Source organism: Pseudomonas sp. SWI36 (genome assembly GCF_002948105.1).
In the GTDB taxonomy this organism is placed as follows: Bacteria; Pseudomonadota; Gammaproteobacteria; order Pseudomonadales; family Pseudomonadaceae; genus Aquipseudomonas; species Aquipseudomonas alloputida.
In genome coordinates this window covers 4,764,223-4,788,723 of the sequence record NZ_CP026675.1, presented here as the reverse complement: position 1 = coordinate 4,788,723, position 24,501 = coordinate 4,764,223, and the positions used below count along the sequence as shown (strand labels likewise).

Here is a 24,501-nt window from a genome sequence, read left to right as displayed (position 1 = left end):
CGCGCTTAGCGAGGCCGTAGACTCTCACCGAGCGAGCACTCAATACGGCAATGTAGCTGTTACTAGATAGCTGTAATTGAATAATACAGATCTATCACTTTTTTGCCTTACTGGGGCCCCCACCTTGGTTTCAAGCCAATTTCTGATTTCACAGCTTCGACTAAAATCGTCTTGAATGTCACCATCTAAACCTAACTGCCACGCAATATCTTGACGACTAGAGTCTTTGTGCAGAACTCGCAGCGCCTCAATGTAGCCCTTGAATTCTTTCCCACCCAAAAATAAATTTCTATTTGATATCAGCGTTTGATCGTACATACCCAATACATCTGCCAGAGTATTTAAACTGTACTCTGGGTGAAACTGCGCACCCCAAAAGCAGCCATTTTTATATAAAATTTCCGCCGCCTGAACTTCGCTAATCTCGTTAGTAGCCGTAACACTCATGCCTTCGGCCTGGCGTGTGACATGATCCGAATGAATTGCTAAAGCATCAAAGGAAGTTTTACGCCCTTTATGCATAGGATGTTGAGCGCCTAAATCTGTGAGAGATACTCTGCGAGCGACTCCTACTTCTGGCCCGCGATGATTCAGTTCTACTTCGCCGCCAGCAGCCACGTTAGCCACTTGAAGCCCCCAACAAGATCCGAAAAACGGAACCTGCGAATCAAAGGCACGACGCGCAAATTTTATTTGGCGTTCCACTTCGGGAGATTGGTTATATACATTCAATGATGAACCAGTTAGTACGATACCCTCATACCTATCAAAGTCGAGCAGCGAGTTTTGATCGCTATCCGGTAGATTCAAGATGTCTACCTGAATATTTGAGCTCAGTGATTTGATCACTGAAGCGTACTGCTCGCCTTGCGTCTCTCCCGTTATCGATCGGTACCACTCACGAGCGAACTGCACATTCCCTTCAGCCACAAGGATTTTCATTCCGATACCTTCTGTGTGGTCGTACACCACTCATCAATATCCAGCTTCACCGCCAGCGGCACCTGTAACTTCTCGCGTCGCCGGCGTATCCAAAAATACCTCGTGTTTCCTTATACGAAACACGCGATCAAAAGTCAACACATCCGTAGGAGCTGCCGGTCGGGCAACGAAGCAACCACACTGAAAGGCTGGCTTTTGTAAACCGGTGTTTACATGAAGGAGCTGGAATGCAGCCCGTAGCTGGTAAGCATCCGGCGAACTCACCTTCCGAACTCCTGCGTTAAGGGCGATGGTGTCCGCATATTTTTAAGCGGACGCGATTACCCGTAATCGCCAGGATTTCCATGCGCCAACGAAGCTCTTATCCCAAACCATTCAAGGCCCAGGTCGTTCAGGAATGTCTGCAACCTGGCGCAACTGAGTCCAGTGTCGCCATCAGCCACGGCATCAATGCCAACGTCATCCGCAAATGGATGCCGCTCTATCGAGATCAGCCCGCGACAACCTCGCTACCAGCATTCGTCCCGCTGAAGACCGCCCCTAAACGGCCAGCCGAAGTGTCAGTGGTCATCGAACTGCCCATCGCCGGGCAATTGATCACGGTGAAATGGCCAGTCTCAGATCCTGAGGGCTGCGCGCAATTTATCCGGGCTGTGGCCCAATGATCCGCATCGATGCGATCTGGCTGGCCACCGAGCCGATGGATATGCGCGCTGGCACCGAAACCGCATTAGCCCGGGTGATCGCGGTGTTCGGTGCGGCGAAGCCGCACTGCGCTTATTTCGCCAATCGCCGGGCCAACCGGATGAAAGTGCTGGTACACAATGGCGTGGGTATCTGGCTTGCCGCGCGGCGACTGAATCAAGGCAAGTTTCACTGGCCCGGCATTCGCCATGGTTGCGAGGTCGAACTCGACAGTGAACAACCCCAGGCGCTGGTACTGCGGTTGCCGTGGCAGCGAGTCGGCTTAGGTGGTGTGATCAGCATGCTTTAATCGCCGGCCATTTGACCTGTCTGCTTGTCGTTGGCCTTCCCGCTCAACCTCGACCAGATGCCCCCGGAACAGTTTCGTGACTTGGCGGCACAGGCGTTGCAATTGCAGTCCCAAGTTGAGGCGATGAGCAGGAGGATCCAGAACGATGAAACCATCATCGAGCAACTCACTTACGAAATCGCCCTTCTTAAACGCCACAAGTTTGCCAAGCGCAGCGAGTAGATCAGCCCAGCGCAAGGCAGCTTTCTGGATGATCTGCTCGACACAGACCTTGCAGCTATCGAAGCAGAGCTGAAACGGCTCCTTCCAGCTTCGCCACAAGCCGAACCACGGCAATCCCTGAAACGTGCGCCATTGCCGCCGCAGTTTCCGCGCACCGTGATTCGTCACGAACCCGTAAACACTCAGTGCGCCTGTGGCTGCCAACTTCAGCGCATTGGCGAAGACGTCAGCGAGAAGCTGGATTACACGCCGGGCGTGATTACCGTCGAGCAACACGTGCGTGGTAAGTGGGCTTGCCGCCAGTGCGAAGCCCTGCTCCAAGCGCCGGTGCTGGCGCAGGTTATCGACAAAGGTATCCCGACCGCAGGCTTGCTGGCCCACGTAATGGTGGCCAAGTTTGCCGATCACTTGCCGCTGTACCGGCAGGAGAAAATCTTTGGCCGTGCCGGGCTGGTAATAGCTCGTTCGACCTTGGCGCAGCGGGTTGGGCAAACCGGCGTGCGGCTCCAGCCGCTGGTCGATGCACTGAGTGAAGCCATGCTGAACCAGGGCGTGATTCAAGCCGATGAAACACCGGTGCAAATGCTTGCGCCAGGCGAGAAGAAAACGCACCGGGCCTACGTCTGGGCCTACAGCACTACGCCATTTTCGGCGCTAAAAGCGGTGGTTTACGACTTCAGCCCAAGCCGTGCTGGCGAACATGCGCGTAACTTCCTAGGCAACTGGAACGGTAAGTTGGTCTGCGATGACTTCGCAGGCTACAAAGCTGGTTTTGAGCAAGGCATCACTGAAATCGGTTGCATGGCCCACGCCCGTCGCAGGTTTTTCGATCTGCACGTGGCGAACAAAAGCCAGTTGGCCGAACAGGCGCTGCACTCGATCAGCGGTTTGTACGAGATCGAACTCCAAGCGCGAGACATGAGTGATGATGACCGTTGGCGAATACGGCAGGAAATGGCGGCACCGATAATCAACAAACTGCATGACTGGATGTTGGCCCAGCGCGACCTGGTGCCCAGCGGATCAGCTACGGCGAAAGCCTTCGATTACAGTCTGAAACGCTGGGTAGCGCTGACGCGCTACCTGGGCGATGGGGCTGTGCCCATCGACAACAATCAGGTCGAGAATCAGATGCTGCCATGGGCACTTGGACGCTCGAACCGGCTGTTTGCCGGGTCGCTGCGCAGTGCTAAATGGGCAGCTGCAATCATGAGCCTGATCCAAACAGCGCGTATGAATGGGCATGATCCGTATGCCTATCTCAAGGATGTGCTGACGCGGCTGGACAGTGGCAGACAAACGGGTTCGATCACTGTAGGCAAGCGAGCCGACCTGCCGCTTGTCGACAGCCGCAGGCTGCGGATGTTTCCGGTGAACGACTCGTTGGCATGCATCGTCCAGTCGGCAAGCCCTGCCGATGTCGATACCGTCATCGCGGACGGCCGCATCGTCAAGTGCACAGGCCAGTTGATTGGACTGGATCTGGCAAGCCTACGCGCCTAGGCCACGGCCGGCGCCCAGCAGTTGTTGTAGAAAGGCTGACGGGCAAAGCTTACCTCTGTCCTGCGCCTTCAGCACGTGATGATGGAAATCAGAATGTCGCCTGTACCTTCAACCCACCGACCCAGGCATCGTCCACCTGCCTCACCCCGCCTGGGTGCCGGACGAATTGCAGGTTCGGCCTCACCGTCAGCCACTCGGCCAGGTGAATACCGTAGTTGAGCTCGGCGTTGTACTCGATTTGCTGGACCGGCAGGTAAGCCGGGTCATCGTAATCCTCGATACCATTGGCCGAATTGGTCAGCGCCGCATTCTTGCGGTACGCCGGGTTCACATGCACCTCGGACACTGCAAGGCCGATGTCATCCTGCGGCCGTGCCGCGAACAACCCCTTGTACACCGCGCCTACCGACACATAGTGGTCGACCTTGCTGGTCTTCTTGTCATGCACCGTGGCCATGGCGAACAGGCTCAATCCGCGTGACGCATCGCTTGCCTCACGAGTAACCTGCTGCATTGCGCCCAGCCACAACCCGTGCTTGCTCGAGGCACTGCGATAAGCCGCGCCACTGATCACGGCCGGCTGACCGTTGCTATCTTTGAGCACATCCTTGGCATCGGAGGTGCTGTAGTAATAGCCGGCGCGGTACTCACCCGGCAGGCCGCCGATACGCGGCTGCCACACCAGTTCCACCGGCAGTACCGCACCTTCGGTGCCGCTACCACTGAGTTTGAAGCCGTTGTCGTTCTGGGTGTTGGACGGGTTCTGTTCATACGCACCGATTTGCGCGAACAGCTCGGGGGTGAGCTGGTACTTGATCCGCAGCGCCCATTGGGTGATCGGCCAGTTGTACCAGATGCCACCCCAGTTGCCGACCTGCGAGCCGCAGAAGGTCAGGTTCTGGAAGTTGCAGTCAAAGCTGTTGAAGTCCTCGCCTTCGCCGAAGCGGCCAGCCTTGATGTCCAGGCGTCGGTCGAAGAACGCCTGCTGGTAGTACAGCTGGGTCATGCGCCAGTGCGAGCCACGCCCCCAGACTTCCTGGGACGAGCTCAGGGTGCCGACACGCGGGTCACCGACGCGGTCGTTGGAGATGTTGTCGCCGTTGCGGTCAGCCACGGTCAGCTGAAAGCGGGCGTCGTGCCAGCCGAGCAGCTTCTGCAGGTCGAAGCTGGCGCCGAGCGAGTACTGGTCGCTGTAGCTGGCGCTGCGGTCCTTGTTGTAGCCGCCGCCGAGGTTGGCGCCGAATTCGCCGACGTAGGCGAATTCGAAGTCGATGCCTTTTTCGGCCAGGGTGGTGCGGGTGCCGTTCCAGTCGCCCAGGGCCCAGGGGGAATCGCTGGCGAAGGGATCGGCGGCGTGGGCCGTTTGAGCGCAAGCCATGGCGACCAGCAGTACGCGGTATTTGAAAGTAAACATCATGTTCTCTTTGTTATTGGTGTGGTGCCTGTCAGGGCCCTATCGCCGGCAAGCCGGCTCCTACAAGATCTGGAGGAGCCGGCTTGCCGGCGATAGGGCCGGACCTGGTATTTACTGAACGCTGGCGCGCATCTGCTGCGGCAAGTCGAGCTGCTTGCGCATCTCCGCCACCTCCTCCGCCGTCACTGCCGGCGCACTGTTGCCCCAGCTGTTGCGTGCAAAGGTGAGAATGTCGGCAATTTCGACGTCGCTGAGCTTCCAGTCGAACGCCGGCATCCCCGCACCGGTGACGTAGGTATGGGTATGCACCGCCCGCGCTCCGCCCAGCACCACGCTGGTCAACGTGTCGGTGTTGTCCGCGAGGATCGCCTTGTTGCCGGCGAATCCGGTGATCATGTGGCTCACACCCTCGCCCGCCGTGCCGTGGCAGGCCGAACAATGCACCTCGTAACCCTGGCCACCACGCTGCATACGGGCATCATTACCGGCCAGCGCTGCCGGTGCTGGCTGCGGGTTGCCGGGCAACGATTTGAGGTACACCGCAATGGCGCGCAGGTCCTGGTCGGTCAGGTGCTGGGTGGAGTTCTCGATCGCTTCGGCCATCGGCCCGCTGGCCACGGCAACGCCGTCGCTGCCGGTCTTCAGGTAGTCGACGATCTGCTCGACACTGCTGTCGCCCAAGCCCTGGTGCGGGTCGTTGGTGATGTTCGGCGCGAACCAGGTGCCGAGGAGGTCACCTTGAAGCGCCTGGGCAGCGATTGGCCCGCCCAGGGCGTTGCGTGGGCTGTGGCAGGCGGCGCAGTGGCCAGCGCCATCGACCAGATAGCGGCCACGGTTCCACTCGGGGCTTTGCGCCGGGTCCAGGACATACGACTTGTTGTCGAAGAACATCCAGTTCCAGCCCGCCATCAACAGGCGCTGGTTGAACGGGAAGTTCATGCCGACCAGTTCGTCGACCTTGTGCGCCTTCGGCTCGAGCGTGCTGAAGAACGCCCACAATGCGCGCAGGTCATCGTCGCTCATGCGCGTGTAGTCGGTGTACGGCATGGCCGGGAACAACAGGCCATGGCGGCCCTGCCCTTGACGCACGGCATTGAAGAAGTCGCGCTGGGTGTAATTGCCGATGCCGGTTTCACGATCGGGGGTGATGTTCGACGACTGGATGTCACCGAACGGCGTGCCGATCACGTAGCCACCGGCAAAGTCGCCGCTTTTGGCCGTGTGACAGGCCGCGCAGTCGGCGCCGCGCATCACATACTCGCCCTGCTTGATCAGTGCCGCGTCAGTGGACTTGAAGTCGCTCAGGCGCACACTGTCATCGGCCACCTGCGAGCGCGCGGTGGAGTTGGCCTGGATCACCAGGCCGAGCATCACGGCGCCGGCCAGGGCCACCACGCCGCCGCCGATCAGGGCGGTTTTCTTGTTGATCATGACAGGCCTCACACCAGGGAACCGGGGTTGTGCTGGTACTTCTCATGGATCGCCCGCGCCGTACGGATGGCCAAGGCGCCCACGGTGCTGGTGGGGTTGTAGCCGGCGTTAGTGGGGAACGCCGAAGCGCCGACCACGAACACGTTGTGCGCGTCCCAGCTCTGCAGGTAGGTGTTGACCGCACTGGTACGCGGGTCTTCGCCCATGACCATGCCGCCCTGGGTGTGGTTGGAGTTCTCGTCGTACGGGCTCCACGCCTTGGCGGCCGAGTTGAAGGTGTGCACGTGCTTGGCACCCATCTTCTTGCCGATGTCGACGGCGCGCTGCTCGATGAAGCGGGCCATGTTGCGGTCGTTCTGGTTCCAGTCGAAGGTCATGCGCAGCAGCGGCGTGCCCCAGCGATCCTTGTAGTTGGGGTCCAGCGACAGGTAGGCATCGCGGGCCGGCATCGAGGTGCCCTGGCCGAAGATGATCCCGTAGTTCTGGTAGTTGTCTTTGTAGGTCTGCTTGAAGCCCTTGCCCCAACGCGGGCTGCCCGGAGGCAACAGCCCTGCCCGGCCGATCGGCATGCCCTCGCGGGAAACGGTGAGCAAGCCGGCACCGCCGATGAAGTCGAGCTGGCTGTGGTCGAAGTTGTCGCCGTTGTAGTCGTCCACCTGGATGCCCAGGCCGCCGGCACCGATGAACGGGTTGAGAGTCTCGTCCTCGAACCACACGTGGGCGCCTGCGCAAGTCTGGTAGTTGTAGGCGCGGCCGATGGTGCCGGTCTGGCTGACCGGATCGTACTGCTTGCCGATGTCGCTGAGCAGCATCAGGCGGGCGTTGTCGTAGGTGAACGAGCACAGTGCGACGATATCGGCAGGCTGAATGACCTCGCGGCCCTGCTCGTCGAAGTAACTGACGCCGGTGGCGGTCTTGCCGTCTTCGGCCTTGTGGATTTTCGTCACATAACCCTGGGTGATCAGGGTGAAGTTCTTGCGCCGCATCAGTGCCGGGATCACGCAGGCCTGGGGCGAAGACTTGGAGTAGTTGCCGCAGCCATGGAACATGCAGTAGCCGCAGTAGGTGCACGGCGCCATGCTCACGCCCAGCGGGTTGACGTAGGCCGCGCCAACGTGAGCTACCGGGATGTAGAACGGGTGCAGGCCCATCTGCGCGGTGCTGTCACGGTACATCTGCATCAGCCGCGAATCCTTCAGCGCAGGCGTCGGGAATTCGCGGCTGCGCGGCCCTTCGAACGGGTTGCCGCCGGGGCGGATCTCACCGTTCAGGTTGCCGGCAATGCCGGAGATGCCGGCGATGCGTTCGAAGCGATCGTAGAACGGCTCAAGATCCGCGTAGGTGATGCCCCAGTCCTGTACCTGTTCCAGGCCCTTGAGCTTGCTCGCGCCATAACGCTCTAGGGTGGCCGAGCGCACACGGAAGTCCCACTCGGAGAAGCGCCAGGCCATGCCGGCCCAGTGGAAGCCCGCACCGCCCACCGACTTGCCCATCTGGAAGGCTTTCAGCTCGCGGGTCGGCACCGCGGTCTGGCCGGAGTGGTTGCGGAACGTCAGGGTGTAATCGCCCGGCTGCAGCAGCAGCTCGCGGCGGATGGTCCAGCGCAGCTCGTCGGGGTCGACGGCAGGCGGGGTGTCGGTGGAAGTGTCGAGCCACGGGCCGCGGTCGATCGCCACCACTTCCAGCCCGGCGCGGGTCAGTTCTTCGGCCATCAGCGAGCCAGCCCAACCCAGGCCGACGATGACTACGTCAGCTTTTTTACGTGTAATTGCCATGTTGGTTTCCTCTGGCCTCAGCTCACCGGGATCAGGCTGATGGGCGTCAGGCCCAGGTCCTGCCCGCGACGATCGATGTACTGGCGGTAGTCGTAGCGAGCGCCGGGGAAGCCCACCAGCTTCCAGCCGACCATGCCGCGGTTGCCGCCGTAGAGCGGGTCGGCGAAGTAACCTTCGCGCACGCTCAGCAGCAGGAATTCGAACAGGCGGCTGCCGCTGCCGGCGCCTTCCCAGTCCAGGCGGCCTTCGTCCAGCTGGCGCAAAATAGCGTCCATCTGCTCGCCGTCGAGTTCGGCGAAGGCGCGGCCGTGCAGCTGGCGGGCGTGCTGGTCGATGAACGCAAGGCCGGCCAGGGTGTAGTCGCGGCGGCTGCGCAGGCTGATGGTCAGGCCCATCAGCGCAGACTCGTCGGCCTGCAGCGGGCGCTCCAGATACAGGTCCTTCGACTCGCCATAGGGGCCGCTCATCTGCGCGTCGAGGTAATCCACGCAGCCGGCTTCGCTGGCCGAAGCACCAAGCTCGTCATGGGGAATCAGGCGGTCGAACACGGCAGTCAGGGTGGCACGGGCCTGGCCTTTGAACACATTGCCCTGGCCGCCGCTCATCACCGGCGATGGCAGCATTTCGCGGTTCAGACCGGTTTCCGGCGGCACCGACTTGAGTTCCACTGCGCCGACCTTGGCCAGGCCAGCGGCGGCGAACAACGCACCCATTGAACGCAAGGCGTCCCTACGTTTCATGGAGTTCTCCTTATCGACAATCACGGGGATCCGTGCGGCAGGTCGCGGAATTTCGGGCGCGCAAAGGCACACGGCGAGCACAGACAGGCTCGTCAGGGGCGATGGGGATCTGGGCGGATGAACGAAAAACGCGGTGTACTGGGGAGTGAACCTGGCAACCTGCCGATCACAGCGGGGCCAGTCTATGGCGCGACATAACGCCGCGCCATCGAAGCGTTGACGTGTTTACGTCAAAATAGCTTCAACACGTGGCAGGCGGGAGGGTCTCGTCGATCACCATACGCAGCTGCGGCCACACCTGTGGCGGTGCGTCCAAGTCACCGTTGGCGTACAGCAGTTGCTGGATGGCGGCTTCGGCCTGCCCTTCAGGGTCCTGATCGAGCACCAGCGACAGCAGCCCTGCGCGGAGCATGTCGGCATGCTGCGCAGTCGCCTCATGGCTGATCCAGACCAGCCGCCCGGCATGGCCGGACAGCGCCTGGTGCACACCCGTCGAGCCGCTGCCGGTGGTGTACAGCCCGACCACCCCAGCATCCTGAGCCAGATACTCGCTGATCGTTGCGGCATTGAGCTGGTTGTCGTCGAAGCACTCCACCGGGCCGAGCACCTCGACTTGCGGCGCCCGCTCGGCCATGACCTCGAGAAAGCCCTGTACACGCTGCTGATGGGCGCGATAGAGCAATGAGTTGGTGACCAGCAGCACACGGCCATGGGTCGGGGCAACCCATTGGCTCATCAGCCGCCCGGCAGCGCGGCCGGCGACATGGTTGTCGATCCCCGCGTAGATCACCCCTTCCAGCCCGGGCAGGCTGCTGGTTACCAGTATCACCGGCACGCCGGCAGCGACCTGCGCACTAAGGGCTTCACGCACCTGTGGGGTGTCCTGGGCAACCACGATCAACCCCTGGCGCGGCACCCTGGGCTGGTTGATGAGATCCAGCAGTTGCTGAGGATCGCGTTCCTGCCAGACATGGCGCTGCAGCACCAGCCGCGAGCGGTGCATCTGCGCCTGTTTGACAAAGGCAGCCGCCAGGCGCCGGTAATGATCGGTGGCGCTGTCTACCAGCAGCAAGTCGAAGCGCAGCAAGCCATGCAGCGCAGAAGGCAGCAGGCGTTTGAGCCCCAGCGCCTGGGCTGCCTGCAGCACCTTGCGACGTTTGCTGTCGGAAACGCTGCCACGCTCGTTCAACACACGGTCGACGGTACTCAGGCTGACGCCGGCCAATTGGGCGACATCAGCCATGCCTTGGCGACGGTCAATCTTGTCCACCTAGAAACATCCAGTAACCAAAGGTGCGGAGTCTGCCATGCCTGCTAAAGTTTCGCCTACTCCGCTTTCCACTCCTACCCGCGCAGACTTGCGCCGTTAGCGTTGAATGCCAGCCACATCAACCGACGCGACATCCAGCCCCGACGCAACAACCAGCCATCCAGCGAGAACTTGCCGTCCCCAATCACCATTACCCCGGCAAACACCACCATCAGCAACATCACGTATTCCCAACTGCCCCCGCCCGGCGACGCCCAGGCATACCAGTGCATCGCGGTGACCGACGCCAATGGTTACCGGCCGGCCTTCAAGCGCATGGACGGTGCCGCCCCAGGCTACATCGAGGCGGTGATCAAGAAGGCCAACTCGGCGTCAAGGGCCTGGCTGGGGCCGCTGTTGTGGCAGACGACGATCATGCGGATGGCCTTCGGCTAGAACGAGCTGTACCACGCCTAACGGAAGCACACTTACCCAAGCTCCGCTGGTTACGGGAGTTCTAAAAAAACTTAAAGTGACTGGGTGACTCAGCCACTGCAAGCGCTGGTCACCCCGTGCAGGCGATTTCTTTGCTCACTCCAGCTTTACAGTGAAGCAATTCCCGGATGTAAATTTCCCGATTTTTTTCAAAACGGAAGGTCGGGATAGGCATGGAAATAGCGAACCGACCCAACACTGTGTCTAGGGCAACGGCAGTCGTGGTAATCCCTTCCATTAGCTCGCCGTGGTCACATGACACGCCAGTATCTCGAATTAGGCCCACTTGCTTGAAGATTTTCGCAACCGAACCCGAGTCAGGTTCCCTGCTGCCCTGGCCTTGAAACAAGACACCTAACTCTTCGTCGCTATACAAGGCCATAATCGCCCGACCAGCAGACGTACCATAAAGCGGCTTATCCAGTTGGCCTAACCGGGGCATCACTAGCAGCTCTCGGTCAGCTACAACTCGATGCTCAATCACCAGCTGCAATCCATTGGGCCTCGATAACACAACGGTCTCGTCAACTGCTTCGCTTAGCCGATGTAACCATGGTCGAAGGACAGTGATTCGATCTGCGTGAGCGTAGGTAACGAGTCTCAAGAGGCCTGCACCCAGGCGAATCCCGCCAATACCCTCACTTCGAATCATTCCCTCCTCTTCAAGCGCACCGACGATCCGTTGCACAGTCGAGCGAGGTAGCCCTACCTCCTGAGCAATATCCCCAAGGCTCAGACCATCAGGTTTTTTCCCTAGTAAATACATGATCTTGGCAGCTCGAGCGATGACCTGAATTCCGCCGCCTTTCTCTTCGTTTCCGCCTTGTTGATTGACTACGTCCATCGGCACCTCCAATTTTCGAGCACTGTACCACATTGCGGTACGAGGCAATTGACGATACAGTTACCGTATTGTGGTACACGCCCTGAGAGTGATGCATGCTTCGAGAATTTTCAGTTGCCGGCCTCCTGGTCAGCCCGATGGTGTTATGCGCCCTCATCGCGGGCGGGTTAACGGTGATCACCCAGTTGCTGGTTCCTCACACACTGCTCAAACACTGGACGCTCAGGCGTTCATGGCTGGGGCTTTCGCTATTCGTCTGCTACGTCGCAGCAACAGTGGCATTCCTGGACGGGGATCTGAAATGAACGGCGCATTGCGAGTCACCATGACGCTATTGATTGCAACGGCAACCGTTTTTTCGGGGGCGTGGGTATGGAATCACTATCGCCAGTCACCTTGGACACGCGATGGCAGAGTGAGAGCTGATGTGGTGATCGTTGCACCGGACGTCGCGGGTTGGGTCACCAAGCTCCATGTGAGAGATAACCAAATGGTGAAGACAGGCGATGTGCTTTTTGAAATCGATGAGGCTCGTTATCAAGCCACCCTGGATGAAGCAAAGGCCAAGATGGAACACTCCAAGCATGCTTGGGAACTTGCTCGAGTTCAAGAACGACGGCGTGTCCCTCTCGCTAAGATCAACGCCATCAGTGCGGAGGATCTAGACAATGCACGATCACAAGTTTTGATAGCGAAATCCGCCTATGAGATTAGCAAAGCACAATGGGAGACAGCTCGGATCAACCTTGCCCGCACACGAGTGACAGCCCCTGCTGACGGAACTATCACAAACGTCAAACTGCAAGAGGGGAACTACGTTACTCAGGGCGGCCCAGCATTTTCTCTAATCAAAGACGGCTCGTTTTACGTCACCGCCTATTTTGAAGAAACTAAATTGCCCGGCATCAGCGAGGGGGATGCTGCTGATGTGAGGTTGATGAGCGAAGGTAAGCCGCTTAAGGGGCACGTGATAAGCATCGCAAAAGGGGTAGCGAACTCGAATACGCAAGCTGATCCGATGCTATTACCCCAAGTGCAGCAGGCCTTTAACTGGGTGAGACTGGCACAGCGTATTCCTGTCGATATCAAACTCGATTCAGTTCCCGATGGGACACGATTAAGCGCCGGGATGAACGCTTCGGTGAAGCTTTCGCCATCGCTTTCGCGAGTCGTGAACTTATGAAAGCGATCCTGACTCATTACTTGCAACCCAGCCTGCGCAGCGTCCTCTTTGCAGCCAAAGGGCTGTCAGCAGTCACATTGGCACTCGCTGTGTCGATGAGCTTGGATCTCGACAAGCCGTTTTGGGCCATGGTTGCGTCGATGATGTTGCAGGCTCGGCCTGAGACAGGGTTAGTGATCGAGAAGGCTATGTGCCTAGTGATCGGCTCAACCCTCGGAGCTTGTGTTGCTGTGCTCATCCTGAACAACCTATTGCCATATCCCAGCCTTGCGATCGGCGCGTTGACCGTTTGTGTTGCGATCACATCTGCAGTTGCCTCAACGGAGCGCCACGTAAATTTCATCTTTGGCACGGCTCTAGTATCCGTAACCGCCGTCCTTATCGTGATGTTTGCCATGGCCGACCCCACCATCACGACCAGTGAGTCGATTTTTCTGGTGGTTCGGGCACGCCTGACAGAGGTACTTGTTGGGGCGAGCTGCGCGACATTAGCCAGTGTTTTTTTCTTTCCCTTCAAGGTTGAAGCACTGCTTACCGGCCACGCCCGTCGTCTGCATCTGGCATGCTTAGGGTACGCCCAAACGCTCGTTCATACCCCTGAAGATCAAGCGACGCTTCATAAGGAGCGCACTGAAATAATCAGCTTGGTTACGCAGATAAATGATGATTCAAACGCAGGCAGGTATGAACTGGCGAACAGCGTACCAAGGGCACTGCGGATGTGCCAAAACGCGCTCACGCTAGCGGCCAGTGGCCACACAGTTCAGCGTTTGCTCAGTGAGCAGGATGGCGCTACCAGCCAGGCCTTCACAGACATCACCGAGTTATTTGCGAAAGAACTGACCAGAGTTTCTGAGCTTGATTCCAACAGCCAAACTATTGGGCTGAGAACGCTACTAGAGAAAATGCAGGTTGTTGCTGAGGAGTGGCTTGACGCCGGTCTAAACGATGCATTTCAAGCATTCACCGGTGCACTGCTGAGCATACTCGAAGCTACTCAATCCTCTCCCAATGGCGAGCCGTGCTCTCATCCAGGTAAACGCTTGAAGCGTCATCGTGATTGGCACGCGGCTGCAAGATCAGCGACTCGGAATAGCCTTGTTTTCATGGCAGCGGCGACGCTTTGGGTATCGTCGGATGGGCCTGCTACACTGATCATGATGATGGTTCTTCCAACGCTCTTTTCGCAAATGTTCGCTGCAGCTCCAGCGCCGACGTTGATCGTGCGGAGACTTATCGTCGGAGTGGCATTAGCGGTGCCTATTGTCGTTTTGATAGTGCTGCCACTGCTTGCCCAGGGCCCGAATCATTTCCTAGCGCTGATGGTGGTTCTGGCCGGGCCACTTTTCCTAGGCCTTATGGCAATGACCTCACCTGCTCTGACACCCTATGGTCTTGGCTTCTGCCTTACCTTTGCGGTAACCATACAGCCGAGTAATTACATGACGTTCGCGGTGGATCAGTCCCTAACTACCGACTTAGGTATCGTAGCTGGCCTGGGACTACTTTTTGTTGGATTCTCGCTAGTAGGCCCGCCAAAGGGGCTTTGGCTACAACGGCGAGTGGTGAAAACATTGGAAAGGGATCTCAGGGTGATGCAGTCGATGGGTAAATCCCGCTCCTGGCTGAATCGACGAGCAGGGGAAAGGCTTTCTTATCTCAGTGCCTATGAGCCGGCGTCATCGCAAGGGCAGGAGCTCACAGCTCTCGGATTTTCCCTGTTGGAAAGAGGCCACATTCACTCGAGGCGTAGGACTGAAGAAGAGTGAGCTGATACCTGCTATTCCCCTAAGGATTCGGCGTAGCGAGCTTGATCCCTCCAGCGTTTCGGCGATTCACCAGTCCAACGATTAAACGCATGGGTGAAACTAGACGTCTCTGTATATCCAAGAAGCTCGGCGAGCTTCGATATGTTGATCGCAGTCTTTTCGAGGTAGTAGTAGGCCATCTCCTTGCGTACCGAGTCGAACAAGCCCGAAAAAGTTTGCCCTTCATCCTTGAGTTGACGAGTCAGCGTCCACACGGGAATCCCCAATCGGTCAGCAACTTGCTCAATACGCGGCACTCCTCCTGGAATCGAATCGATGATCTCAGAGCGTACTCGCTCGGCTGTCGTTAGCCGAACTGAGCCTGCGACCCGCAGTACACCAAAACTCTGCTGTGCGATCAAAAGCAGTTGCGGGTCAGCCCCAGGCATCGCTCGGGAGAGATCAGAAGCATTGAGGATGATCGCATTCGACGACTGTTCGAATCGCACGTCTGTCCGAAAAGCCTTCTGGTGATCCTGCCAGCACTCCGGCCTAGCATGACTGAAGTGAACCTCCAAGGGTGCCCAGCGCTCACCTAAAGCCCTACGCATCACATTGAAGACGTTCCCAAGCGTCATCTCAGCATCGTGGCGGCGACTGATGATAGTGCTGTCCAACAACCCATACTCCAGGCGAACTTTGCCCTGGAAATGATTGACCTTGAAAAAACTACGGCTCTGAAACTCGGGGAAAAATCGGCTCATGTTCAATAAGGCATCACCGAGTGTTGCAGACGAAAGCCCAACATATCCCCATAACCCCAGGTACTCGGGACGGTACTGATTACCCAGCCAGAGACCGAAATTATCGTTCTCCGTTAACGTCGCCGCCGTATCAACAGCCTTGAGAAAGGCCGGCAGCGAAATGGGTTGATTAGGGTCACCAAGCACGTCCGGATTTATCGCAGAGCGCTCGAATATGTCTTCAGCCTCTGCGCCCTGAAGGCGCAGGAAAGACGCGAATCCAGAAACCACAGCCCCCATCACGGTCGCGGGTCTTGAGGAATCTTGAGCAGTGGATCGGTACATTCAGACCTCCATCGTTACAGAGCCAAGCATTCCTGACTATGCAACTCGTATACCACCCCACGTAAGCCCAACCGGACAAGGCTCCGGGAATATCGAGGGGACAAAAGCGCACCATCCCCGTGCTCGATGCGCTATTTCGGTTCATTGGCTTGTGGACTGAAGACAACGAGTTGTCATATCAAAACAAGTTTTACTGGAGGGGATTTCTCGATACTGACATCAGCGTCGTGGCAGGCATCCAGCCTCTGTCCATGCACTCATGACCTGATAGCTAAAGATTGAGGAGGCTCCCATGGGAGAGGTTGAGAAGCAAAAATTAAAGGGGTCGCTTGGCGTCACCCCCATCGTGATGATGGTCGTGGCCACCGCAGCCCCCTTGACCGTGATGGTCGCCAACACACCGCTGATGGTGTCGCTGGGTAACGGCATCGCCGCTCCGGTGGATGCATTCATCGCAACCGTGATCATGTTTCTCTTCACGGTAGGCTTCGTTGCGATGTCCAAGTACATCTCCAATGCGGGGGCGTTTTATGCCTTTATTCAAAAAGGTCTGGGACGCTCAGTAGGCTTGGGTTCGGCGACCCTCGCCGTGGTTTCCTATGCCCTCATCCTTGTCGCGCTGCAGGGCTATATCGGCTACACGTCCGCCGCCGTTGTGAACGACTTCTTGGGAGTATCAGTACCTTGGTGGGTTTACTCCCTCATGGCGGTTGGCGTCATCGCTTGCCTAGGTTATCGAGATATTGAACTGAGCTCTAAGTTCCTCGGTATCGCCTTGGTGTTGGAGATCGCCGTCGTCATCCTGGTTGATATCGCAGTAATCCTCGATAAAGGCCCTACCGGTCTGGAGAGCGCATCCTTCCATCTCGACAACATCATCTCGGGCTCCCCAGGACTGGGAATTCTGTTCGCCATTTTCAGTTTCATCGGTTTTGAGTCCACCGTCATCTACCGAGAGGAAGCTAAAGACCCCGACCGTACAATCCCGCGAGCCACCTACACAGCGGTGCTTCTGGTTGGAGCATTCTATGTGATTTCAATGTGGTGTGCGGTCAGCTCTATCGGCAAGGACAACATCACAGCGTTCTCTGAGGCACACGGTGCTGATATGTACCTCGCAGTCACCGAGCACTACTTCGGCGTCCTCTTCATGGACGTGATGCATGTGCTGCTGATCACCAGCCTGTTCGCCTGTGCTCTGTCACTACACAACATCGTAGTGCGCTACAAGTACACCCTTGGAAGGTTCGGTGTACTGAATGACCGTTTTTCCAGCGTCCACCCGGAGCATGGCTCCCCACACGTTTCGTCAATCGTACTGTCACTCTTCAGCGTCATCGCCTTTGCCCTACTGATAGCCATAGGTGCTGACCCGGCAAGCCAGATCTATGCATGGGGTGCCATGGCCGGAACACTTGGCTATATGGCCATCCTCTCTCTGACCTGCGCGGCGGTGGTGGTGTTCTTCCGGCGGGAGCAGGTTCGGGGGCAAGTCTGGAAGACCCTCATCGCGCCTTCAGCAGGTCTGCTGGGCATCCTGGGATGCCTTTGGGTCGCCGTTTCCAACTTGCCCGATCTCATAGGTGGCGATAGTGCAAAAACGGTTTCGATCTTTGTCGTCTCGTTTCTCCTGGCCACCTTCGCCTTTGGCTTCTGGGTAGCGGAGCGTTTCCGAACCCGACATCCCGTTCGCTACGAGGCACTGCGCCAGTTGGCGTAACCCAGTCCCTTCACTGCATTCAAAGAGGAAATCAAAATGCTCATTAACCGCTTGCCCAATACCGCCACCATCGAAGAAGTCAGTAATTCCTTGAAAGAGCATGGGTACGTCGTGATCGATGAACTCGTGAGCGCTGATGTCATGGACAAGGTCGCCGCTGAGATGGGCCCGTACATCGACACCACGCCTTTCGGAGAGGATAAATTTGTAGGGTTCTCTACCCAGCGTACCGGCGCAATGATCCTCCGCTCGGAAACCTCGCGTGATCTGATCATGAATCCTTTGGTGGTTGGGGTGGCTGCTAGACACTTGAGTAAGGCTTCAACCTTCCAGTTGCACCTGACACAAGTGATCTCTGTACATCCGGGTTCGCCCGCCCAGGTGCTGCATCAGGATCAGCTGGCCTGGGACTTTTTCCAGTTCCCGAACGACTACGAGGTTCAGTGCAATACGCTGTGGGCGATGACGGATTACACCGCCGAAAACGGTGCTACTCGTATCGTTCCAGACAGCCAGTTCGCCGGGCCTGGCCAGAAGTACTCTCCGACAGCTGGCATTCCAGCGGAAATGAAGAAGGGCTCCGTCTTGCTCTACACCGGCAAGATCTACCACGGCGCTGGTGAGAACAAGAGCGACAAGGTTCGCCAGGCCTTGAACATCACCTACGCGGTAGGCTGGGTACGCCAAGAAGAAAACCAGTATCTGGCCACCCCACCAGAAGTAGCTCGTACTCTCCCTGACGATTTGCTGAAGCTGATGGGCTACCAGTGTGGATGCTTCGCCATGGGCTATGTCCGCGATTTTGAAGACCCGCTCGCTTACCTCAAGGGCAGTACCGAGCGTCGCTCCTCGGGCTTCAACGCCTTGAGTAGTACAGCGAACTCGAGCTCGGCTGCATATGCAGACTCTCTCATCTGATCACTCACTGGAAGGACTACCTCATGAGCACTATCGCCGAAACTGCCATGGCATTCTTTGAAGTCTGTGAGTCTGGCAAAGGATGGAAGGAGTGCCGCCATTACTGCCACGACGGCGCTGTATTCAACGTTCAAGCTGAGTCTCTTGAGGCGATGAAAACAGTTGAAGCATATAGCGACTCGATGCCGCATCTTCTCGAAATTTTGCCGGACGCACATTACGAACTGGTCAACGTTGCGACTGATGAAAAGCGTCAAACCGTTATCGCGTTTGCTCGGTTCTGCGGGACTCACACTGGTATCAATGAACCTGTACCAGCCACCGGCAGACCAGTAATTTCGGACTACGTTTTCGTCATGAGGTTGAAGGACGGCAAAGTGGCCGAGGTGACGAAGGTGTGGAACGACAGCCACGCGGGTAAGCAACTGGGCTGGGCGTGACGAAAAGCCTCCAGGCGCATCCCACGATATGCACCTGGAGGCCCGCCATGGATAAATTGTGCCAACAATATCAGCAGCGCGAAGGAACACGCCGATGCAAAGCTCGCCAGTAACCAAACTCAAGTATCCCCCCCAAATAGATCCCCGCGCATTTAGAAATGCGCTTGGTAATTTTCCAACTGGGGTAACCATCATGACCGCAGTTCTAGCAGGCAGAAAGGTGGGCGTTACGGCGAACAGCTTCAGCTCCGTATCGTTAAATCCGGCCCTCATCTTGTGGAGCATCGACAAGCGCTCCTCTAGCTATGAGGTATTCAGCCAAGCGTCTCATTTCGCGGTGAACATCTTGGCCGCCGAACAAATCGACTTATCTAACAGATTCGCCAGAAGTGGTGAGGAGAAGTTCGCCGCAGTCGAACATACCTGCGGGGCCGGGGGAGCCCCAGTGTTCTATGGGTGTTCTGCTCATCTTGAATGTGAGCTTTTTGGCCAAATCGATGCAGGCGACCACCATGTCATCCTTGGACAAGTCGTTGCATTCACCGATCACGGTAGAGCCCCCTTGGTGTTCCACAAGGGAGCGTACATTTCCTTAGCATCTGGATGAGATTTGTTGATTCCTTTTAGTCTTCAGGCCTCTGGAAAAACACACCTCGATGTATGTCGCCGGCCACACGCCTTTGGGACACGGCCGTTTTAACATGGTGCCTCGCCAGCAAATTTTCATCTCACCGAATGACGATCAACTTAATCAGAGCAAAGCGCAGCAAGCCATGCAGCGCAGACGGCAGCAGGCGTTTGAGCCCCAACACCTGGGCTGCCTGCAGCACCTTGCGACGCTTGCTGTCGGAAACGCTGCCGCGCTCGTTCAACACACGGTCGACGGTACTCAGGCTGACGCCAGCCAGTTGGGCGACATCCGCCATGCCTTGGCGACGGTCAATCTTGTCCACCTGGAAACATCCACTAACAAAAGGTGCGGAGTCTGCCATGGCTGTGCAAGTTTCGCCTACTCCGCTTGCCTTCTCTACTCGCGGGGACTGGCACCCTTAACGTTGAATGCCAACCACATCAAGCGACGCGGCATCCAGCCCCGACGCAACAACCAACCATCCAGCGAGAACTTGCCGGCCCCGGTCACCATCACCCCGGCAAACACCACCATCAGCAGCATCACGTACTCCCAGCCGCCCCCGCCCGGCGAAGCCCAGGCATAGCCCCGGCTCCACTCACCGCCGAAACCGACCGTAGCTACCAGGAAATACACCAGGCTCACAAATGCCCCCAGCCGTGCGAACAACCCCAGCCCGACGCTGACGGCACTGGCAAACTCGATGAGCCCGCCCAGCACCACGAAGTACGCCGCGACCTCACCCAGGCCAAAGCCCTGGAAGCCCGTCTCCAAGCGATGGAACCAGCCCAGCCCGGCGAAGATCTTCTCGGAACTGTGGCACAGCTCGTTCAGGCCGAAGTACATGCGCACGATCGTCGCCTGCCACAACAGCAACCCCAGCCAGGCCCCTGGCTTCTTGCGATCACGACGCAGGTCGCCGAGCACGCAGTCGGCGAACTGCAACAGCAACGGCACGGCGGCGATGCTCGCGACCCAGACCATGACAAGTGCATCGTTCATCGCCGCCACGCGCCAGGCAATCAGGAACGGCAGCAACGACAGCAGAAAGCCCGGGGCGAACGCCCTGGGGGTGATCAGCGCCGCACTGAACAAGGCGACGCACATCCACAGCGTGCTCGACCAGGCGGCGAAATCTGGCAACGTATGGTTGCCCCAACCACAATAGAGGGCGGCCACCAGAGTCGCCGCCAGCCCGGCCACGCTGAGTGCGTTGGGCATGCGCGACGGCTTGAGCAGACCGTAGTCGTTGGCATAAGCGCCCTCGACCACATCAAGGGAACGTACAGGACTGTTCATCACGAACCTCGATCAAGGGTGGCTGACAGGCAGGGTTTTCTCGAAGGCACGCGCAAGCTCCGTGGCCATGCGTTGCTCCTGGTCATCGCTGGCACCGCCGGCCACGCCCAAGGCACCGACTGCCTGGCCCTGCTGGCGGATCACCACCCCGGCGACGGCGGGCAGGATCCCGGGAATGCTGCCCAGCTGCAGGTTCTTCTGCCGCGCCAGGTCGTAGAACACCACGGTGTCGACGTCGTTGATCGCCGCCGAGTTAGCCTTCTTGATCGCCGCCTCGATGCAGCCTGGGGCGGCGCCGTCCATACGCTTGAAGGCCAGCAGGTAACCATTGGTGTCGGTCACCGCGATGCACGGGTGAGTGCCTTCGGCGCGAGCCTTGGCCACGGCGCTGTCGAGCAGCGCTGCCGCGCCGCCCAGGGACAGCTGAGTGGTGCCACGCAAGGCAGTGCCTTCACTGGCCTGGGCCCATGGCGCAGCAAACAGAGTGAGGCCAGCCAGGAGCAGGCGCCGGAAATAAACGTTCATCTGCAATTCCTTTTCAATCGATCCAGATTGGCCCTCCGCGCATTCGCACAGAGGGCCACGGCCATCAGCGGAAGGTCGCCGCCACGTCTTCGGCGAGTTTCTGCTCGGTCAGGTCGGTGGCACCGCTTACGCCAACGCTGCCGACCACATTGCCACCGTGCTTGACCACTACCCCGCCCACTGCCGGCAGGATGCCGGGGATGGTGCCGATGGCCAGGTTCTCTTTGCGCGCCAGGTCATAGAACGTGATGGTGTTGATGGCAAAGCGCGCTGCCGAGGTGGCCTTGGCAATCGAGGCCTCGACGCAGCCGGCATATGCACCCTGCATACGGGTGAAGGCCAGCAGGTGGCCGTCGGCATCGGTGACCGCGATGCAGATCTTCATGGCCCGGCTGGCGGCCAGCTCGGTGGCTTGCTGCGTCAACTGCAGGGCAGCGGCGGTGGACAGGTTTTCCTGGGCCACCACCGTCGGCGCCGGGCTGGCGGCCTGGGCAGAAGTCGCCATGGCAAAGGCAAGGGACAAGGCGGCGATGGTCATTGTTGTTTTCATCGGTACATCTCCTGGTTGGTGCCCTGTGCGTGTTTGCGCAGGGCTGGCTGAATGCGGGCGCAGGGGCGCCCTGCTCGCGAGCCGCAGGGGCTCGCAAGTGCATCAAGTGGGTTAATGGGGTAAGTGGATCAGCGGGCGACGGTGGTCAGCGGCTTGCCGACCACGGCCGGGACTTTCTCGCGCCCCCCCAGGGCTGCCGGCAGTTGCACCTTGTAGATCATGAATGGCCGCACGATCGCGTCCTGGCCGCCAGGACCACGGTTGGAGGCCAAGCGCGCACTCTGCGGCACCGGGATATAAAGCTCGCGCTGGTCGGAAATGATCATCGCATCCGGGTTCCACAGCCGCGGGTCTTCGGCGACCACGCGCAGCGTGCCGTCCGGCGCGTACACCGACACGCGCGGCCGGTCATACTCGCCCAGGTAGACGTTGCCGGCACTGTCCATCGCCGTGCCAGTCAGCGGGCTGGTGTCATGCACGAACTCGACCTGCTTGCCCAGCTCCGCTTCGCTGATCCGCGTGTCGCGCAACGCTGCGGTCGGCACCCGCCACAACGGCCCGCTCAGCGGCTGGTAGTACAGCCATTGGCCGTCGGGGCTGATCTCGATAGGGTCGGAATGCACCTGGTGATCGCTGCCGTCAGCCAGCAATAGCGGCTGGCCGTTTTCACCGATCGGCCGGCGTTCGGGCGCCATCTGCGTCGACGGATGCCCGGCCAGGCGGCGCACGGCTTCACCGGTTTTCAGGTTGACAACGATGATCGCGCCCAGGCCCGAGTCGGTCACATAGGCATGCTCGCTGTCCAGGCGCAGGTCGTTGAGGTGGGCGCCGGCCGGCAACACGCTGGCGGGCAGGCTGATGCTGCGCAGCAACTTGCCGTCGCGGGTGTCGAACTGCAGGATCTTCTGCCCGGGGTTGATGCCTTTGGGCCCGGCATCCTCGCCCTGGTCGATGGCCCACAGGGTGTCGTCGTCGAAGATATGGATGGTGTTGATCTTTACCAGCGCCGCAGCACTCGGCTTGCCCGGTGCCCAGGCATTCCACTGCCCGCCCGGGAACGGCTTGAGGCTGCCGTCGGGCAGCACCTCGGCGATCGACGGGGTTTTCTCGAAGCCTGGCCAGCGCGGCAGGCCGACGAACAGGCGACCACCGGAAGTCAGTGCCACGGCGTTGCACAGCCAGTCCAGGCGAGCGACCTCGGTCAGCGGCTGGCCGCTGGGCGGCAGGTCCTGCGCCTGTACCAGCGGGGTGCAGGCAAGGCCGAGGGCAAAACCGGCAATGCGCAATGCGCGGGAGGTACGTCCTGATGTATTCATTGTTATTGTCCTTGTCAGTAATAAAGTCAGCGCGCAGTAGCAGGCTTGAGCGATGGCGCGGGCCGGTCGCGGTCTTGCGGGTTCGAGTTGTCGTCGGGGCGTTGCAGCGGGCCGACAATGAGCAGGTAGCTGACGAACGCACCCACGGCATTCAGCGCGACATACACCAGGGCACCATTGAACGAGTGCATCGACTGCACCATGTAGCCGATCACCACCGGGGTGACGATGCCGGCCAGGCTGCCAAAGGTGTTGAAGATCGCGCCATTCATGCCGATGCTGTCCTTGGGCGAGACATCGGCGATGATCGCCCAGCCCAGCGCGCCCACGCCCTTGCCGAAGAACGCCAGGGCCATGAACAGCACGATCAGCAGGTTGGTTTCCACGTAGTTGCACAGGATCATGCTCATCGACAGCGCCATGCCGATGAAGATCGGCAGTTTGCGCGCCAACGTCAGCGACATCCCCTTGCGCAACATCCAGTCCGAAGCCATGCCGCCGGTAATCCCGCCCACAAATCCGCAGATGGCTGGCACCGCCGCCAACAGGCCGGCATCCAGCAACGACAGCCCGCGCTGCTGCACCAGGTACACCGGGAACCAGGTGAGGAAGAAGAACGTCAGCGTGCTGATGCAGAACTGCGCCAGGTAGATGCCGAGGAACATGCGCTGGCGCAGCAGGCCACGGGCGCGCGTCCAGGTGTCGCGCCAGCCCTGCCCTGGCGGCCGGCTGCTAGCGTGCTCGCGCAGGCTGGCCCCGCCCAGGCGCATGGCCTCGAGTTCCACCGCCGTCAGCGTCGGGTGCTCGACTGGCGCCTTGATCCGGCGAATGAACACCACGCCCATGGCGACGCCCGCCACGCCCATCACATAGAACACCCACGGCCAGCCCCAGCGGGTCGAGACCCACGCCAGCAATGGTGTGAACACCACCGCAGCGAAGTACTGGGACGAATTGAAGATCGCCGTCGCGGTGCCACGTTCGGCCGTGGGGAACCACATCGAGACGATCTTGCTGTTGGCCGGAAAGCACGGTGCCTCGGCAGCGCCGACCAGAAATCGCAGGGCGAATACGGCGACGAAGGCCAGGCCCACCGGCATCATCGCGACAGTGCCAATCAACCCGGTGAACAGCGACCAGGCGACGATCGCCAGCCCCAGCACGCGAATGCTGCCGAAGCGGTCGATGGCCAGGCCACCCGGCAGTTGCAGGAGCATGTAGGCCCAGGCGAAGGCCGAGAACAGCCAGCCCATCTGGGCATGCCCCAGGCCCATTTCATCGGCCAGGCTGGCGCCGGCGATGGACAGCGTGGCGCGGTCGCCCTGGTTGATGATCATCATCACGAACAGCAGGGCAATGACTTCATGGCGCCGGTGTTCGGCGATGAAGCGGCGCAGAGAATGTATTTTTTTCATTGTATTCTCGATACCGGTTTGCAAGCGCGAGCAACCTGGGAGGCTGCCGCGCAGCAATC

23 protein-coding genes and 2 pseudogenes are annotated in these 24,501 nt (G+C 59.2%); 11 read left to right on the top strand and 14 right to left on the bottom strand.

All coding sequences use genetic code 11. From position 1 onward, the window contains the following. Positions 1-39: 39 nt before the first annotated feature. A complete protein-coding gene (locus C4Q27_RS22925; protein WP_103469115.1) occupies positions 40-942 on the bottom strand; it encodes a type 1 glutamine amidotransferase in 903 nt (300 codons plus the stop codon). 344 nt (positions 943-1,286) lie between these two features. Here C4Q27_RS22925 and C4Q27_RS22920 point away from each other — a divergent pair, with 344 nt between their 5' ends. The 3 genes and pseudogenes from C4Q27_RS22920 to C4Q27_RS22910 all read left to right on the top strand — a co-directional run. Then, on the top strand, positions 1,287-1,607 hold the full coding sequence (locus tag C4Q27_RS22920) for a transposase (RefSeq protein WP_103469116.1): 321 nt from the start codon (positions 1,287-1,289) through the stop codon (positions 1,605-1,607). Further along, the gene (tnpB, locus tag C4Q27_RS22915) at positions 1,604-1,936 is read left to right on the top strand and encodes an IS66 family insertion sequence element accessory protein TnpB (RefSeq protein WP_146050472.1); all 333 of its coding nucleotides are present in this window, start codon (positions 1,604-1,606) and stop codon (positions 1,934-1,936) included. Before C4Q27_RS22920 ends, tnpB begins: the two co-directional genes overlap by 4 nt. 57 nt (positions 1,937-1,993) lie before the next feature. Then, positions 1,994-3,454, top strand: a pseudogene (locus C4Q27_RS22910) (IS66 family transposase); the annotation flags it as partial. Positions 3,455-3,749: 295 nt separating this feature from the next. Here the strand turns inward: C4Q27_RS22910 and C4Q27_RS22905 are convergent. The 5 genes from C4Q27_RS22905 to C4Q27_RS22885 all read right to left on the bottom strand — a co-directional run bounded on the left by C4Q27_RS22905 (position 3,750) and on the right by C4Q27_RS22885 (position 10,291). Further along, positions 3,750-5,075, bottom strand: coding sequence for a carbohydrate porin (locus C4Q27_RS22905; RefSeq protein WP_232099759.1), 1,326 nt, complete (start codon positions 5,073-5,075; stop codon positions 3,750-3,752). A 111-nt stretch (positions 5,076-5,186) separates the two neighbouring features. Beyond that, positions 5,187-6,506: a cytochrome c gene (locus C4Q27_RS22900; protein WP_103469118.1), complete on the bottom strand. Its 1,320-nt coding sequence runs from the start codon at positions 6,504-6,506 to the stop codon at positions 5,187-5,189. Positions 6,507-6,514: 8 nt separating this feature from the next. Beyond that, positions 6,515-8,281, bottom strand: a complete 1,767-nt coding sequence (locus C4Q27_RS22895; protein WP_103469119.1) for a GMC family oxidoreductase — start codon at positions 8,279-8,281, stop codon at positions 6,515-6,517. Positions 8,282-8,298: 17 nt separating this feature from the next. Then, positions 8,299-9,021, bottom strand: coding sequence for a gluconate 2-dehydrogenase subunit 3 family protein (locus C4Q27_RS22890; RefSeq protein WP_103469120.1), 723 nt, complete (start codon positions 9,019-9,021; stop codon positions 8,299-8,301). A gap of 241 nt (positions 9,022-9,262) precedes the next feature. Next, the gene (locus tag C4Q27_RS22885) at positions 9,263-10,291 is read right to left on the bottom strand and encodes a LacI family DNA-binding transcriptional regulator (protein WP_103469121.1); all 1,029 of its coding nucleotides are present in this window, start codon (positions 10,289-10,291) and stop codon (positions 9,263-9,265) included. A 102-nt stretch (positions 10,292-10,393) separates the two neighbouring features. Here C4Q27_RS22885 and C4Q27_RS22880 point away from each other — a divergent pair, with 102 nt between their 5' ends. Next, positions 10,394-10,726, top strand: coding sequence for a heme-binding protein (locus C4Q27_RS22880; protein ID WP_103469122.1), 333 nt, complete (start codon positions 10,394-10,396; stop codon positions 10,724-10,726). 109 nt (positions 10,727-10,835) lie between these two features. Here the strand turns inward: C4Q27_RS22880 and C4Q27_RS22875 are convergent, their stop codons facing one another. Further along, positions 10,836-11,609 (bottom strand): IclR family transcriptional regulator, encoded by a 774-nt coding sequence (locus C4Q27_RS22875; RefSeq protein WP_103469123.1) that lies wholly within the window; start codon positions 11,607-11,609, stop codon positions 10,836-10,838. Positions 11,610-11,704: 95 nt separating this feature from the next. Between C4Q27_RS22875 and C4Q27_RS22870 the strand changes: the two genes are divergently transcribed. The 3 genes from C4Q27_RS22870 to C4Q27_RS22860 are packed head-to-tail and all read left to right on the top strand — an operon-like array spanning position 11,705 to position 14,561. Continuing rightward, positions 11,705-11,914: a DUF1656 domain-containing protein gene (locus C4Q27_RS22870; protein WP_103469124.1), complete on the top strand. Its 210-nt coding sequence runs from the start codon at positions 11,705-11,707 to the stop codon at positions 11,912-11,914. Next, positions 11,911-12,792 (top strand): HlyD family secretion protein, encoded by an 882-nt coding sequence (locus C4Q27_RS22865; protein ID WP_103469125.1) that lies wholly within the window; start codon positions 11,911-11,913, stop codon positions 12,790-12,792. The genes C4Q27_RS22870 and C4Q27_RS22865 overlap by 4 nt, the downstream gene beginning before the upstream one ends. Then, positions 12,789-14,561, top strand: coding sequence for an FUSC family protein (locus C4Q27_RS22860; protein WP_103469126.1), 1,773 nt, complete (start codon positions 12,789-12,791; stop codon positions 14,559-14,561). Before C4Q27_RS22865 ends, C4Q27_RS22860 begins: the two co-directional genes overlap by 4 nt. An 11-nt stretch (positions 14,562-14,572) precedes the next feature. Here C4Q27_RS22860 and C4Q27_RS22855 read toward each other — a convergent pair whose 3' ends face one another. Continuing rightward, positions 14,573-15,628 carry an AraC family transcriptional regulator gene (locus C4Q27_RS22855; protein ID WP_103469127.1) on the bottom strand — a complete coding sequence of 352 codons (1,056 nt, stop codon included), beginning with the start codon at positions 15,626-15,628 and terminating at the stop codon, positions 14,573-14,575. Positions 15,629-15,920: 292 nt separating this feature from the next. Here C4Q27_RS22855 and C4Q27_RS22850 point away from each other — a divergent pair, with 292 nt between their 5' ends. The 4 genes and pseudogenes from C4Q27_RS22850 to C4Q27_RS22835 all read left to right on the top strand — a co-directional run. Further along, positions 15,921-17,348: an APC family permease gene (locus C4Q27_RS22850; RefSeq protein WP_103469128.1), complete on the top strand. Its 1,428-nt coding sequence runs from the start codon at positions 15,921-15,923 to the stop codon at positions 17,346-17,348. Between the two features lie 36 nt (positions 17,349-17,384). Beyond that, positions 17,385-18,266 (top strand): phytanoyl-CoA dioxygenase family protein, encoded by an 882-nt coding sequence (locus C4Q27_RS22845; RefSeq protein ID WP_103469129.1) that lies wholly within the window; start codon positions 17,385-17,387, stop codon positions 18,264-18,266. Between the two features lie 23 nt (positions 18,267-18,289). Continuing rightward, positions 18,290-18,706 carry an ester cyclase gene (locus C4Q27_RS22840; protein ID WP_177410017.1) on the top strand — a complete coding sequence of 139 codons (417 nt, stop codon included), beginning with the start codon at positions 18,290-18,292 and terminating at the stop codon, positions 18,704-18,706. A gap of 94 nt (positions 18,707-18,800) precedes the next feature. Further along, a pseudogene (locus C4Q27_RS22835) lies at positions 18,801-19,292 on the top strand (flavin reductase family protein); the annotation flags it as partial. 142 nt (positions 19,293-19,434) lie between these two features. Here C4Q27_RS22835 and C4Q27_RS22830 read toward each other — a convergent pair. The 6 genes from C4Q27_RS22830 to C4Q27_RS22805 form a co-directional block, all read right to left on the bottom strand. Further along, a complete protein-coding gene (locus C4Q27_RS22830; RefSeq protein ID WP_197862837.1) occupies positions 19,435-19,659 on the bottom strand; it encodes a helix-turn-helix domain-containing protein in 225 nt (74 codons plus the stop codon). Positions 19,660-19,733: 74 nt separating this feature from the next. Continuing rightward, the gene (locus C4Q27_RS22825) at positions 19,734-20,636 is read right to left on the bottom strand and encodes a DoxX family protein (protein ID WP_103469131.1); all 903 of its coding nucleotides are present in this window, start codon (positions 20,634-20,636) and stop codon (positions 19,734-19,736) included. 12 nt (positions 20,637-20,648) lie between these two features. Continuing rightward, a complete protein-coding gene (locus C4Q27_RS22820) occupies positions 20,649-21,161 on the bottom strand; it encodes a heme-binding protein (RefSeq protein WP_103469132.1) in 513 nt (170 codons plus the stop codon). A gap of 64 nt (positions 21,162-21,225) precedes the next feature. Further along, entirely contained in the window at positions 21,226-21,711 is a 486-nt protein-coding gene (locus tag C4Q27_RS22815; protein ID WP_232099724.1) for a heme-binding protein, read from the bottom strand. A 128-nt stretch (positions 21,712-21,839) separates the two neighbouring features. After that, complete coding sequence (locus C4Q27_RS22810; protein WP_103469134.1) at positions 21,840-23,027, bottom strand: L-dopachrome tautomerase-related protein; 1,188 nt, start codon at positions 23,025-23,027, stop codon at positions 21,840-21,842. 26 nt (positions 23,028-23,053) lie between these two features. Beyond that, on the bottom strand, positions 23,054-24,442 hold the full coding sequence (locus tag C4Q27_RS22805) for an MFS transporter (RefSeq protein WP_103469135.1): 1,389 nt from the start codon (positions 24,440-24,442) through the stop codon (positions 23,054-23,056). Between the last annotated feature and the right edge of the window lie 59 nt (positions 24,443-24,501).